This window comes from Chitinophaga sp., assembly GCF_035564935.1.
In the GTDB taxonomy this organism is placed as follows: Bacteria; Bacteroidota; Bacteroidia; order Chitinophagales; family Chitinophagaceae; genus Chitinophaga.
On the sequence record NZ_DATMTE010000068.1, the window covers coordinates 1 to 15,049 of the forward strand.

Sequence of the window (15,049 nt, forward strand, 5' to 3'; positions counted from 1 at the left end):
GATTTTACTGATTACTTTGATTTGATTTTCAGAGATGTTTTATATGATTAAGGGAGATAGAAAGCGAATATCCGCTTATATCTCCCTTAATCTTTAAAAATCAAAGTAATCAGTAAAATCAGCGTAATCAGTGTTCCAAGACAATTTAAAACGCCGAAGGCGTTTAGTCTATAACAGACACGCCTTCTTCAATAATCGTCACATATACTTCCGGCTCCTTACCGTATTGATCCTGGTATCTTGATTTGATAAAGGATACGTATTCGTCTACCTTATCGGCTTTTACAAGGTTGATGGTGCAGCCGCCAAAACCTCCTCCCATTACGCGGGCGCCGGCCACTTCTTTCCTTTCCTTTGCGAGCGACACCAGGAAATCCAGTTCAGGGCAGCTTACTTCATACAGTTTGCTCAGTCCCTCGTGTGTGGCGTACATCAGTTCACCGAACTGTTGCAGGTCGCCTTTTTTCAGCAGTGCCGTGGCATCCTGTACGCGCTGTATTTCAGCGATCACGTAGTTGCAGCGGTCGTATACTTTATCAGATAGTTGGGCGCGTACTTCGTTGAGCATGTTCATATCTGCATCCCTCAGGGATTTCACCGCAGGGTGATTGGCCTGGATGGCTTTCACGCCTTCCTCGCATTGCAGCCTGCGAACGTTGTATTCGGAAGAAGCAAGGGAGTGGTGTACCATGGAATTGCACAGTACTATTTTATAATCGGGGAAATTGAACGGGAAATATTCAAACTCCAGGCTGCGGCAGTCGAGGCGCATTACCTGGTCCTTTTTACCATGCAGGTTGGCAAACTGGTCCATGATGCCGCATTTCACACCGGGGAAAGTATGCTCCGCCTTCTGGCCAATGAGGGCCATTTGCATGCGGTCCAATCCATATTTGAAGATGTGGTCCAGTGCCGCCACCAGGCCACCTTCTACCGCAGCAGACGACGACATACCCGCGCCTACCGGGATATCGCCTGCCAATACGCAATCAAAACCCTGCACCTCCAGCCCGCGTTCCTGCAGCTGGTACACTACCCCCATGAGATAGTTGATCCATCCCGGTGTTGGTTTTACATCGTTTAGCTGGAATGACGCGGTTTCATTGGTAAAAACCGCGTGTACATTGCACTGACCGGTATTGTTAAGCGCAATGGCGTATACGATCTTTTTATCGATAGCGGCGGGTAAAACAAACCCGCCGTTGTAATCTGTATGCTCGCCGATCAGGTTGATCCTTCCGGGGGAAACGACCATCAGTGGCTCTTTTTCAAATAAGTGGATAAACTGCTCCCTGGTTGCTTGTATCATTAATATACTATTAAACGTAAAATTTACACCTAAAAATATAAAAATGATTCAGAAATAAAAAAGGTTGTTCTGAAAAACAGAACAACCTTTCAAATAATATCAGGAGAAGTTAATTCCTGCCTATTTTATCGCCTGCGAGGGCATAGAACAGGATATACAGGTAACAAGGCACCATGCAATAAAGGAAGGCGTGCCTGAAATCGATGCTGCTGCTGTAAAGGAAACTGAACATGCTGTGCTGGTCGAACATACCGCTGTAGATCTGCGGTATAACACCACCGCCGGCAATACCCATTACCAGCAAAGCGGAGCCTATTTTGGTAAAACGGCCCAGGCCATCGATCGCCATCGGGAAAATAGCGGGCCACATGAGTGCATTGGCCAGTCCCAGTAAAGCGATGAACGTTACCGCGGAGAAGCCGGTATTGAAATAGGCAGCTACCGTGAACAGAACGCCCAGTACCGCGGAGATCTGCAATCCTTTTTTACCGGTGAGGTATTTCGGAATGGTGGCAATACCTATTACATAACCTGCCAGCATTGCTACCAGGGTGAAGGTGGTAAAATATTTGGTATCATCCACGCTCATGCCAAGGGCTTTTCCGTACTGACCAATTACGTCGCCGGCCATTACTTCCACGCCTACATACACAAAGATGCAGAGAACGCCCAGTACCAGCTGGGGGAACTGGAATACGCTTGTTTTACCGGTGGTAGCCGCTGCAGTAGCTTCATCTTCCGTATTTGTATCTATTTCCGGTAAAGAAGAACGTTTCAGGAGAAACGCCAGTATGGTTAATATGATGGCAATAGCCACATAAGGCCCTATCACGCGGGAGGCCAGGCTATCGAGTAATGCATTTTTCTGCACAGCGTCTACTGCTGCGGCAATATCTTTTTCCAGCTTGTCGGCTCCTTTCAGTACAATAGAGCTGAGGATCAACGGAGCAAGGGCGCCTGCGCTTTTGTTACAGATACCAAGGATACTGATACGTTTGGCGGCGCTTTCCTTTGGCCCGATAATACTGGCATAGGGGTTGGAAGCGGTTTGCAGCAGCGATAATCCCGCACCCTGGATAAACAGGCCGGTGAGGAACATGCCAAAACTGCGTGCGTTGGCAGCAGGAATAAATACCAGTGAGCCGATGGCTATGATGAGGAGTCCTAAGGCCATCCCGTTCTTAAAACCCGTTTTGTTAAGGATAAAGGAAGAAGGAATAGAGAGAAAGAAGTAGGCCATATAAAAGGCCATGGTAACCAGCAATGCCTGGGATACGTTCAGTTCACACACGATCTGGAAAAACTGGATCAATGTTCCATTGAGCCAGGTAACAAAACCGAATACGAAAAACAATATGCCGATAATGGCCATTGATTGCGCATACCCGGCCTGCTTGGAAGGTACATTCATTGTTACTGTTTGGTTGGACATAAGCTGTCAGAATTATTTTTTTTGATAAACACGAACATAACTAAACTTCTCCTATATTTCTTGTATATTTCGCAATTATTTTTGCTAAAACGTTTTACCCAATTACTAAATTGCAAGAATATTTTGACTTTTTAAAAAATTTTAAAAAAATAATTATACATTTAACCGGCAAAATTTCACCGTAACTTAACACGTTTATGATTCAGCAATCAAAACAAAGCGCACAAAGCACCCATCCTTCGTTCTTTGTGCTTATTCTGGTTTTCTTTTTCTGGGGATTCCTGGCTGCGTCCAACAGTATCTTTATCCCTTTTTGCAAATCTCATTTTAACCTTACCCAACTGGAGTCACAGCTTATCGACTTCTCTTTTTACAGCGCCTATTTCATAGGTTCTCTGATCCTGTACCTGGCTTCCACAGCAAGAAAAGTGGATATCCTCAACAAGATCGGGTACAAAAAGGGTATCATTTACGGACTGCTGATTTCCGTGCTGGGTTCGGCCATCATGATTCCATGTGTGAATAAGGAAAAGATTGTTCCTATTAAAGAAACCGTGAGCGACATCAATAGTTTCCAGGTAGAACAACAGCTGCAAACTTCTGACAGACAGGTGAAGATCCGCCGTGAGAAGGAGTCAGACACTTATGCACTCCTGATCAGCAACAATGAATCTGCTGAAAAGTATACGACCAATACCCAGTTACTTGCTGCAGTTTCCGGGGCTTTTACAAAAGATGAAGAACATCACCAGTATGTTGCCACCTTTTCCAAAGCCAACGTGGAAAAAGTAGTGACTGCGCTGGATACAGAGTTTAAACAAACCGTTACGTTCGGATATTTTGCCCTTATCCTGATGGCCTTATTTATAGTAGCCTTAGGATTTTCACTGCAGCAAACCGCTGCCAATCCATTCGCTATTTTACTTGGAGATCCTGCCAAAGGTACGCACCGTTTGAACCTGGCGGGTGGTATCAACTCCTTTGGTACTACCATCGGACCAATTATCGTGAGCATGTTGCTGTTTGGCAATATCAAAGGCGGCGAAGTAAGCACCGATATCAGTAAGATCAACACTTTATATTTCCTGCTCATTGCCCTGTTCCTGATTGCTGCTGCTATTTTTGCTTTTGTGAAGATGCCGGAAAGCCAGGATACTGAAGGTTTTGAATCATCTCCCAAAGCCACCAGGTCATTACTGGGTATCACGCTGATGTTTATCCTGATCCTGCTCGGGCTGGTGCTGAAAGTGGAACTGCCTATGTTCATTGCAGGTATTGTGGGTATCATTGGTATCCTCTTCTATACAAAAATGTCATCCGCCAATAACAGCGAAGGATGGGGCGCCATGAAATACCCGCAGCTGATATTGGGTATGCTGGCCATCTTTATATATGTAGGGGTGGAAGTATCCATTGCCAGTAACCTCGGCGCCTTGCTGAAACATCCTGGTTTCCTCACCGTGAAAGGTTTGGCGGAATCAGAACTGGATCCTTACGTATCGCTGTTCTGGGGTAGTATGATGATTGGCCGGTGGACCGGCGCTATCAGCGTGTTCAACGTTTCCAAAACAACCCGTAATATTCTCTGTGTCATTGTTCCGTTTGTAGCTTATGGCGTTATTCTCGGCGCCAATAGTATCAAAGGCAATGATATCAGCGTTTTATATCCATACGCCATCTGCATAGTGGTGCAGATCATAGGTTTCTTTGCCGGCCAGGACAAACCTGCCAAAACCCTCACCATCTTTGGATTGCTGGGAGTTGGCTCTGTACTGATCGGTTTATTCACTACCGGGCAGCTGGCTACATTTGCCTTTATCAGCGGCGGATTATTCTGCTCCGTGATGTGGCCAAGTATCTTCGCATTATCTATTGCCGGCCTGGGCAAATACACTGGTCAGGGTTCAGCATTCCTGGTAATGATGATCCTCGGCGGTTCCCTCATTCCTCCTGTACAGGGCGGTTTGGCAGACATTTCAAGCATTGGTATCCACGCCTCTTACGTAATTCCGGCGCTGTGCTTTGCTTATCTCGCGTTCTTCGCATTTAGAGTTAAAACCATTTTAAAATCTCAAGGAATTGATTATGAGTCAGCAGTTAGCGGTGGGCATTGATATCGGGGGTACTAACACCAAATTCGGTATTGTAGATCGCAGGGGTAATATTATTGGTGATGGTCGGATGCTGACCAATCAGCATGAAAATGTAAACGGCTTCCTGGATGAATTACACGGACACCTGTCTGTTCTTATTAACGAAGCGGGCGGCATTGAAAATATGAAAGGCATTGGTGTAGGCGCTCCCAACGGGAACTACTATACCGGCAATATAGAATATGCGCCAAACCTGCGCTGGAAAGGCGTAGTGCCGTTAGCCAGTTTGCTGGAACAAAAATTCGGTTTACCTACCGTGCTCACCAACGACGCTAACGCAGCGGCATTGGGCGAGCTGATCTACGGCGCTGCCAGGGGCATGAAAGACTTTATCGTGATCACCCTCGGTACTGGCGTGGGAAGCGGTATTGTGGCCAACGGGCAACTGATCTATGGCCACGATGGCTTTGCCGGTGAACTGGGACACTGCATTGTGATCCCCGGTGGCAGGCTGCATGCCGGCACAGGTGCGCATGGTTCGCTGGAAGCTTACGCTTCCGCCACCGGCGTTACCAACACCGCCATCGAGTTCCTGGCCAACCGCCCGGATACCCCAAGCATGATGCGGGAACATACCAATGAAGAGATCAATTCCAAGCTCATCTACGAAGCTGCCATGAAAGGCGATCCGCTGGCCACAGAAGTGTATGAGTTCACCGGTAAGATACTCGGCGAAGCACTCGCCAATTTCGTGATGTTCTCCAGCCCTGAAGCTATAGTGTTGTTCGGCGGTCTTACCAAAGCCGGCGACCTCATTATGAAACCGGTGCGGGAACACATGGAAAAGAACCTGCTGCCCATATTCCAGAATAAGGTTAAATTGCTGTTCTCTGAACTGAAAGAAAGCGATGCAGCCATCCTGGGCGCCAGTGCGCTGGCATGGGAAATGAAAGATTAACTTTCAGCCGGAGCAGAAAAGTATAAAATGCTTTATATGAGTAATAGAAGATCATTCCTGAAAACAGCGGCCCTCAGCGCCGCTGTTTTCTCTTTGGATGGAGTAACGGGAACGCCTGCACGTTCGCAGGGGAAGCGCGGCCCCGTAAAAGGGAAGCCCATTGTGGTATCTACCTGGGACTTTGGCCGTGCGGCCAATGCAGCAGCCTGGGAAGTGCTGAAGCAGGGCGGCCGCGCACTGGATGCAGTAGAAGCAGGCGTAAAGATACCGGAAGCAGATCCCAACAATCATACGGTAGGCTTTTCCGGTTTCCCGGACCGCGACGGCCGTGTTACCCTCGATGCCTGCATCATGGATGAACATGGCAACTGTGGCTCGGTAGGCGCGCTGGAACATGTTACCCACGCTATTTCCGTAGCCCGCGCCGTAATGGAGAAAACACCGCATGTGATGCTGGTTGGCGACGGCGCATTGCAGTTTGCACTGGCTAATGGCTTTCAGAAAGAAAACCTGCTGACACCGGAATCTGAAAAAGCATGGAAAGAGTGGCTGAAAACATCAGAATACAAACCGGTCATCAACATAGAAAACAAATCATACACACCCACCAACGGCGCCACTGCTTTTAATCCGCTGATGCTGCCGGGGAATGTGTATAACCACGATACCATAGGCATGGTAGCCATGGATGCTGCCGGCAACCTGTCGGGCGCCTGCACTACCAGCGGTATGGCATTCAAGCTGCATGGCCGCGTGGGCGATTCACCCATCATCGGCGCAGGATTATATGTGGACAATGAAGTAGGCGCTGCTACCAGCACCGGTGTAGGAGAAGAAGTGATCAAAATAGTAGGCAGCCATCTTGTAGTAGAACTGATGCGCCAGGGCTATCCGCCTGAAAAAGCCTGTAAAGAAGCGGTAGACCGTATCGTGAAAAGAAGCCCCTCTAAAGCAAAAGAAATCCAGGTTGGTTTCCTGGCCCTCAATAAAAAAGGCGAACATGGCGCTTACTGCCTCCAGAAAGGCTTTAGCTACGCCGTATGCACCAGTGATACCAGCAATGTGTTAATTGACGGAAAACATTATTTCTAACAGGCAGGGATCAGCAGCACACTGCTGATCCCTGCACCTGCATCTTATCTTTAAAGTTTTTTTTATGCCGTTCACCCTCGAAATATGCGCTGGTTCTGTAGCGTCCTGCATTGCTGCGGAAGAAGGCGGCGCAAACCGGATAGAACTCTGTGACAACCTGCTGGAAGGCGGTACCACGCCCAGCTATGGCACCATTGCACTGGCAAGGGAAAAAGTAAAAATAGACCTCTACCCTATTATCCGTCCCCGGGGCGGCGATTTCCTCTATTCCGACCTGGAATTTGAAGTAATGAAACGTGATATTGAACTGAGCAAACAACTGGGTTGCAATGGGGTGGTGATTGGTATCCTTACACCCGATGGACGGGTAGATAAAAAAAGATGCAAAATACTGGTGGACCTGGCATGGCCAATGGGCGTTACCTTTCACCGCGCATTCGACATGACCGACAACCCGTTTGAAGCGCTGGAAGATATTATTTCCATTGGCTGTGAACGGATCCTTACTTCCGGCGCACGCAATACTGCCCTGGAGGGCGCTGTTTTGCTGAAAGAGCTGGTAGAAAGAGCTAACGACCGTATTGCTATAATGGCCGGTTCCGGTGTGCGGGCCGCTAATATTGCACAATTGATCACCGCCACCGGCGTTACAGAATATCATACTTCCGCAAAAGCCTATGAAGAAAGCGGCATGATTTACCGCAACCCTAATGTGAGCATGGGCGGTATTCCCGGCGTTCCGGAGTATGGCATCTCCGCCACACAGAAAAAAGAAGTAACATTAATCCGTGAAATAGGCGAAAAAACATTATTATCTTAGCCGTCGATGTTTAGCTGAAAACTTTATTGAAAACCCATTATTAATAATAGCGACCGGCACATACCGGCCCAAAAGTGAACAACGAAATGAAAAAATTGATCATTGCAACAGGCTTGTTGCTTGGCGGATTCTTCGCGCAGGCACAGGTCAAAGGGGTTAAGCATGTTATCCTGATAGGCATGGATGGCTTCGGCGCTTACTGTTTCCCGAAAGTGGACAACCCCAACATGAAACAAATGATGCAGGACGGTGCATGGACTTTACAGGCCCGTAGTGTGTTGCCTTCCTCAAGTGCGGTTAACTGGGCCTCTATGGTGATGGGCGCAGGTCCTGAAGTACATGGTTATACAGAATGGGATAGCCGTAAACCGGAACTGCCTTCCCGCGTACTGGACCAGTACGGTATGTTTCCATCTATTTACACGCTGCTGCGCGGGCAAAAGCCAAAGGCAGAGGTAGGCGTTATTTATAGCTGGGACGGTATCGGTTACCTGTTTCCAAAGGCGGCAGTTAACAAGGACTTCGGCACGCACGACAACGACAGTCTCGCCACTGCAGCGTCTGTAGCATATATCAAAGAAAAGAAACCGGACTTCCTGTTCATCCATTTTGATGAACCCGATGGAACCGGGCACAATATTGGTCATAATATACAACCCTACTTCGACCAGGTAGCAAAGAATGATGTGTTGCTGGGAAAAATTCTGCAGGCAGTGAAAGATGCAGGGATGTGGGATAATACTATTATCCTGCTCACAGCCGATCATGGCGGTATTAAGAAAGGACATGGCGGCAAAACAATGGAAGAAATGCAGATTCCCTGGATCATCCGTGGCCCGGGTGTGGCAAAAAACAAAGAGATCAAAAGCAGCGTGGTTACCTACGATACCGCTGCTACTCTTGCCTGGATCTTTGGGTTGAAAACACCGCAGGTGTGGACCGGAAGACCAGTAACGGAAGCGTTCAAATGATATTGATATGAAAAAAATGCTGCTTATTACGATGGTATGTGTGGCGGGTAGCGCCCTCTTTGCACAAACGCAGAAAGTAAAAGTGCTCACCTACAACATTCACCACGGGGAGAACATGAAACAGGTACTGGACCTCCAGGGAATTGCCAATGTAATACTGGCCACCAATCCCGACCTGGTGGCATTGCAGGAAGTAGACAGCGTTACCGGCCGCACCAGCCGGACCGACCAGCTGAAAGAACTGGCTTCCATCACCGGCATGTACACCTATTTTGCCAAGTCAATGGATTTCGACGGCGGCGGCTACGGCACCGGTATCCTTTCCCGTTTTCCCATCAGCAGCAACACCACCCTGTTATTACCCTCCTCGAAAGGAAAAGAGCCCCGCGCAGCAGGCATCGTTACCGTAAAACTGCCGGGCGACAGCTCCCTGCAATTTGTGACCACGCACCTGGATGCAGGCAGAAAGGATGGCGACCGCATTGCGCAGGCAAATAAACTGGCCGATTATTTCAGGGCTACGGCCACTCCCGTGATCATTGCCGGCGACTTCAACGCGGTACCTGAATCAAAGGAAGCAGATATCCTGAGAGAGGTATTTATGGATGCCACCAGCCAGATGGGGCCTACATTTCCTTCCGATTCACCAAGGATAAAACTGGATTATATCATGCTTGCGCCCAAACACCGGTGGACGGTTACCGGTGCGCGGATCATTGAAGAAACTGTAGCATCGGACCACCGGCCCGTGCTGTGTGAACTGGAAATGAAATAAGAGAAAAAACAATCCATTATATGACAATGAAAAGCGTAATTCACGGGTGCTTACTCATGGCTGCAGCCGGCTTGTGGAGTTGTTCCTCCCGGCAGCCCGCCGCTCCCAAAGGCAGTGTGAGCATCATTCCTATGCCTGCCAGCGTTAGCGAAACAGCTGATTCTTTTTTACTGGACAAGCAAACCGTGATTGTTGCCGGCAATGAAAGCGACAAAAAAACAGCCGCTTTATTCAATGCCTGGCTCAAAGAACTGACCGGTTATGAACTGGACATCAAAGCCGAAGGAGATAAAAATGCGATTGTGCTGCAAACCGGCAACGACAGCACTAACGCCGAAGGCTATACGCTTACTGCCGGTCACAACAACATTATCATCAAAGGCAACAGCGGCGCCGGTACTTTTTATGGCGTACAGTCGCTGATCCAGCTGCTGCCGGTTGAAAAAGCGCGCGCCATGTATGTGCCGGGCGTAACCATTACCGATGCACCGCGTTTTGCTTACCGCGGGCTGCACCTGGATGTGGGCCGTCACTTCTTTTCTGTTGATTTTATAAAGAAGTATATCGACCTGATGGCGATGCACAAGATGAATACGTTTCACTGGCACCTGACTGAAGACCAGGGCTGGCGTATTGAAATAAAGAAATATCCGCGCCTGCAGGAAGTGGCTTCCAAACGGAAAGAAACAATGGCCGGCCGCTATGCCGACAATAAATACGATGGCAAACCTTACGGCGGCTTTTATACACAGGAACAGGTGAAAGAAGTAGTGAAGTATGCCGCTGATCATTTCATTACCGTGATCCCTGAAATTGAAATGCCCGGGCATTCACTCGCGGCGCTTACCGCCTACCCCAACCTGGGCTGTACCGGCGGGCCGTATGAAGTTGGCACCCGTTGGGGCGTATACGATGATGTATACTGCGCCGGCAATGATAGTGTTTATCTTTTTTTACAGGATGTGCTGGACGAAGTAATGGCACTGTTTCCCAGCAAATATATCCACATCGGCGGTGATGAATCTCCCAAAGTACGCTGGGAAAAGTGTCCTAAATGCCAGGCACGCATGAAGCAGGAAGGTTTGAAAGATGAACATGCGTTGCAGAGCTACTTTATTCAGCGGATGGAGAAATACCTGAACAGCAAAGGCCGGCAGATCATTGGCTGGGATGAAATACTGGAAGGCGGCCTGGCGCCAAATGCTACTGTAATGAGCTGGAGAGGCATTGAAGGCGGTATTGCAGCCGCCAAACAAAAACATGATGTAATTATGACCCCGGGCGAATTTTGTTACTTTGATCATTACCAGTCGAGAGGCCCCAACGAACCACTGGCTATCGGCGGCTTCCTGCCGGTGAGCAAAGTATACTCCTACGAGCCGGTGCCTTCAGAGCTGAGCAGCGATGAAGCCAAATACATCAAAGGTGCACAGGCCAACGTATGGACGGAATATATCAACAACACCAACTACCTGGAATACATGGTGTATCCGCGTGCAGCTGCATTGTCGGAAGTACTCTGGACGCCAAAGGATAAACGTAATTACGACAACTTTGTAGACCGTTTGAAAGTGCATGTGAAAAGGCTGGACCTGAAGAAGGTAAATTATGCCAAACATGTTTTTGAAGTGACCGGCAAAGTAACGGATAACGGCAAAGGTGGCGTGGATGTGGTGCTGAACTCCAAACTGGATGGCGGTAAAATATTTTTCACTACCGATAGTACTGCTCCTACCCCACAGGCGACTCCTTATACCACGCCTGTACAGATCACCCGTACGGGCACATTGCGTGCGCAGGTGTTCCAGGATGGTAAACCGTTTGGCAACGAATATAGCCAGGCATTTCTGTTCCACAAAGGACTGGCTAAAAAGATCAGCAGCATCACAGCCGCTGATGCAGGCCACCGGCCGGATACCAGCTTCGTGCTTGTAAATGGCATAGAAGGCAATGCTGCTTACAATGACAATGAATGGTTTGGCTTTAACGGGAAGGATATGGAAGCAATAGTGGAACTGGACAGTGTGCAGGATATTCACCTGGTAGGCATTAATACGATCAATGCAAAGGGCGACTGGATTTACCCGCCGAAGCAGGTAGTGTTTGCAGTATCTGACGATGGTAAAACATTTAAGGAAGTATACAAACAAAACACCTTTGCGCAGCAGGGCATCAATAAGGTAAGGGGCCATTTGCAGGCGGTGCGCGGAAAATTTGTGAAAGTGCAGATGCAGAACTTTGGTAAGATCCCCGCCGGGGCTGCAGGAGCCGGTAACGGCGCGTGGTTGTTTGCAGATGAGTTTATCATCGACTAAAACAGAAAACCGTCCCGGCAAATGCGGAACGGTTTTCATTTTATGACTCCTACACCAAAATATGTGATACGGCCTTCAACCGCTGTGCGCTAAACATATTAACGAGATCAAATATTAAAAGGTTTATTACAAGAGCTAAAGAAATATAATTTAAATATTGCTAAATAAAAATGCGCGTTAGCAGTAAATTCTTTAATTTTCCGGCTCGTTTTTAAACCGCATCTAATCAAAAACGTTTACAAATGACGATTAATCATCAGGAAATCGAACTGATCGACAGCTTTGAACAAATTGCTGTGGAAATACATCCCTCTGCCAAAGAAGGTTCCAAAGCAGTAGCACAGGAAATTGCCGCACTGATCCGCGAAAAACAGGCTGCCGGTCAGGAATGCATTTTAGGACTGGCCACCGGCTCTACTCCTAAATATCTGTATGCAGAATTAGTACGTCTGCACAAAGAAGAAGGGCTTAGCTTTAAGAACGTCATCACATTTAACCTGGATGAGTATTACCCTATAGAGCCGGATGCTTTACAGAGCTACAACCGCTTTATGAAAGAACACCTGTTCAATCATGTTGATATCCCTGAAGGCCGGTACAACATTCCCGATGGTACCATTCCCAAGGACCAGATCAAGAAATATTGCGAGGCTTACGACAAACGTATTGAAGACTTAGGCGGTATCGATATCCAGGTACTGGGTATTGGTAACAACGGTCACATTGGCTTCAACGAACCTGGCGCCAACATTAATTCTCACACCCGTTTGGTGACGCTGGACAACAGCACCCGTTTGGCCAATGCGTATGAGTTCCCGAATATGAGCCAGGTGCCACGCCTCGCTATCACCATGGGTCTCAGCAGTATTTTCAAGGCTAAGCGTATTATCCTGATGGCATGGGGCTCCCATAAATCAAAGATCGTTCGCCGCTCTGTAGAAGGACACAGTACCGACCAGGTGCCTGCTTCCCTGCTGCAGCAGCATGCCAACTGCAAGTTTGTGATCGACGAACAGGCAGCGGCTGAACTCACCCGTTTCAATGAACCATGGCTCACCGGCGATTGCGAATGGACCCCGGGCCTGATCCGCAAAGCCGTAACTGGCCTGGCGTTGAAGCTGAACAAGCCTATCCTGATGCTCACAGATAAGGACTACAACGAAAATGGTTTGAATGACCTGATCGTACAATATGGTTCTGCCTATGAGCTGAATATTGAAGAATTTAACGCCATCCGCGATACCATTACCGGCTGGCCCGGTGGTAAACCCGGTCCGCAGTTGCCTAACCACCCCGAACGCTCAGAACCCGCTAAAAAGCGTGCACTGATCTTCTCCCCGCATCCGGATGATGATATCATTTCCATGGGTGGTACTTTCATCCGCCTGCACGAACAAGGTCATGATGTACACGTAGCTTACCAGACTTCCGGCAATATTGCCGTAACGGATGAATTCCTGCTGCGCTTCATCGACTTTGCCGTAGGTTTTGAAGGAATGTTCGACATCGATAAAAGCAAAAGCTCCCTGATCCTGGATGAAGCCAAAGCATTCATCCGTACCAAGAAGCCAAGCCAGAAAGATACGCCTGAGATCCGCGCTATTAAAGGGCTGATCCGCCGTTGCGAAGCAAAAGCCACCTGCCGTTATGTAGGTATTCCGGAAGAAAACGCCCATTTTATGAACCTGCCCTTCTATGAAACCGGTTTGGTGGAAAAGAAACCAATGGGTCCTGAAGATGTGGCGCTGACCGTAGAACTGCTGCGTAAACTGAAGCCACAACAGATCTTCTGCGCCGGCGATCTCGCCGATCCGCACGGAACGCACAAGGTTTGCCTGGATGTGATCTTTGCCGCGCTGGAAATCGTGAAAACAGAAGACTGGGCCAAAGACTGCTGGGTATGGCTGTACAAAGGCGCATGGCAGGAATGGGATATCCATGAAATTGAAATGGCTGTTCCAATGAGTCCTGACCAGGTAATGCAAAAACGCCTCGGTATCTTTATCCACCAGAGCCAGAAAGATGTGGTACCTTTCCAGGGAACCGATCTCCGCGAGTTCTGGCAGCGCGCGGAAGACCGCAACGCCAACACCGCCGATCTCTACGACCGCTTAGGTTTGCAGAAGTACGCTGCTATGGAAGCATTTGTACGTTATCATTTTATGTAAATAAAATCATAATTTTAGGGGGCTGCGATAGTGATCGCAGCCCCTTTATTTTTTTATATGAATCTGAGCAGAGCCATCGAAATAGCTACTACCGCCCATAAAGACCAGGTAGACAAATACGGGCAACCCTATATAGGGCACGTGTTCCGGGTAATGCAAATGGGACGCACCGAAGACGAGAAGATCGTAGGCGTACTGCATGATGTGATAGAAGATACCGACTGGACCTTTGAGGCCCTCGAACGGGAAGGACTGGCCCCTCACCTGCTGGCGGCCCTTTATTGTGTTACCAAACTGGAGGAAGATGAAGACTACAACCACTTTGTGGACCGTACCCTCCAGAACCGTTTGGCCTGTATGGTTAAACTCAACGACCTGACCGACAACATGGATATCAGGCGTATGACCAATGTAAAAGAACAGGATATAGCACGCCTGAACAAATACCTGCACGCTTACCGCCGGATAGCGGCGGCCGTTATCCAGTAGAATATTTTTTCAACGCCTTCCGATTAAACTATTAAATTACAGTAGAAAACAGAATAGCCATCAATGGAAAACGATATCCTCATTGATTTTAGGTTCGCTGCAAAAGAGAAGCCCAGGTTCGGTGAATTGTTCTTAATCACAGGAGAAGAGCATCCTAAATTTCCAGCCAGGAACAAAGCGTTCGCACAACTGGCCCCGTTGGGTTTTGAACAACTCGATGATTTTTTTGGTATCCTTAACAGCGAAGAATCCGGCGATGACGTGCTGATATGGCTTTTCCCCATGGTCAACGGGGAAGAAGTGTTTCATAACGGTGGTCCGTTCGATGCTGTACGACTCTCCTACAGCGCCCTGCGCAATGCACCTGCCACTATCAGCCTCCTGAAGGATTGCTTCCATACACTCAAAGCCCTCCCCGATGTGGAAGTGGAGTTTGAAGGCGCCGCCATCAGCGATTTCACTCCCGTACAAAAAAAGGCAGATGAAATTGTGGCGCACTGGCGCGAAAACCATATAGAACCCGGCTCAGAACAAAGTCTCCTGATTGATGAAGAAGATGAAGACGACGATTGGGAAGAAGATGAAGACTGGCAGGAAGAAGACGACTGGGATGAAGATGCCGGCGAC

Annotated in this window: 11 protein-coding genes and 1 pseudogene; 10 read left to right on the forward strand and 2 right to left on the reverse strand. The window is 48.4% G+C overall.

The window, feature by feature from the left end; genetic code table 11:
* Positions 1-163 precede the first annotated feature (163 nt).
* Positions 164-1,309 (reverse strand): galactokinase, encoded by a 1,146-nt coding sequence (gene galK / locus VN105_RS01895; protein ID WP_325637374.1) that lies wholly within the window; start codon positions 1,307-1,309, stop codon positions 164-166.
* Positions 1,310-1,418: 109 nt separating this feature from the next.
* The gene (locus VN105_RS01900) at positions 1,419-2,741 is read right to left on the reverse strand and encodes a sugar MFS transporter (protein ID WP_325637376.1); all 1,323 of its coding nucleotides are present in this window, start codon (positions 2,739-2,741) and stop codon (positions 1,419-1,421) included.
* 197 nt (positions 2,742-2,938) lie between these two features.
* Between VN105_RS01900 and VN105_RS01905 the strand changes: the two genes are divergently transcribed.
* The 10 genes and pseudogenes from VN105_RS01905 to VN105_RS01950 all read left to right on the forward strand — a co-directional run.
* The gene (locus VN105_RS01905; protein WP_325637378.1) at positions 2,939-4,855 is read left to right on the forward strand and encodes an MFS transporter; all 1,917 of its coding nucleotides are present in this window, start codon (positions 2,939-2,941) and stop codon (positions 4,853-4,855) included.
* Positions 4,827-5,792, forward strand: coding sequence for an ROK family protein (locus VN105_RS01910; protein ID WP_325637380.1), 966 nt, complete (start codon positions 4,827-4,829; stop codon positions 5,790-5,792). The genes VN105_RS01905 and VN105_RS01910 overlap by 29 nt, the downstream gene beginning before the upstream one ends.
* A gap of 36 nt (positions 5,793-5,828) precedes the next feature.
* Positions 5,829-6,884: a N(4)-(beta-N-acetylglucosaminyl)-L-asparaginase gene (locus VN105_RS01915; RefSeq protein ID WP_325637382.1), complete on the forward strand. Its 1,056-nt coding sequence runs from the start codon at positions 5,829-5,831 to the stop codon at positions 6,882-6,884.
* 64 nt (positions 6,885-6,948) lie between these two features.
* A complete protein-coding gene (locus tag VN105_RS01920) occupies positions 6,949-7,704 on the forward strand; it encodes a copper homeostasis protein CutC (RefSeq protein WP_325637384.1) in 756 nt (251 codons plus the stop codon).
* 86 nt (positions 7,705-7,790) lie between these two features.
* Positions 7,791-8,675, forward strand: a complete 885-nt coding sequence (locus tag VN105_RS01925; protein WP_325637386.1) for an alkaline phosphatase — start codon at positions 7,791-7,793, stop codon at positions 8,673-8,675.
* Positions 8,676-8,682: 7 nt separating this feature from the next.
* A complete protein-coding gene (locus VN105_RS01930) occupies positions 8,683-9,450 on the forward strand; it encodes an endonuclease/exonuclease/phosphatase family protein (protein ID WP_325637388.1) in 768 nt (255 codons plus the stop codon).
* A 20-nt stretch (positions 9,451-9,470) separates the two neighbouring features.
* Positions 9,471-11,765 (forward strand): family 20 glycosylhydrolase, encoded by a 2,295-nt coding sequence (locus VN105_RS01935; protein WP_325637390.1) that lies wholly within the window; start codon positions 9,471-9,473, stop codon positions 11,763-11,765.
* A gap of 236 nt (positions 11,766-12,001) precedes the next feature.
* A pseudogene (nagB, locus tag VN105_RS01940) lies at positions 12,002-13,933 on the forward strand (glucosamine-6-phosphate deaminase); the annotation flags it as partial.
* Between the two features lie 57 nt (positions 13,934-13,990).
* Positions 13,991-14,422: a phosphohydrolase gene (locus VN105_RS01945; protein ID WP_325637392.1), complete on the forward strand. Its 432-nt coding sequence runs from the start codon at positions 13,991-13,993 to the stop codon at positions 14,420-14,422.
* Positions 14,423-14,485: 63 nt separating this feature from the next.
* Positions 14,486-15,049, forward strand: a 564-nt coding sequence (locus VN105_RS01950; RefSeq protein ID WP_325637394.1) for a hypothetical protein, incomplete at its 3' end; no start/stop codon positions are given.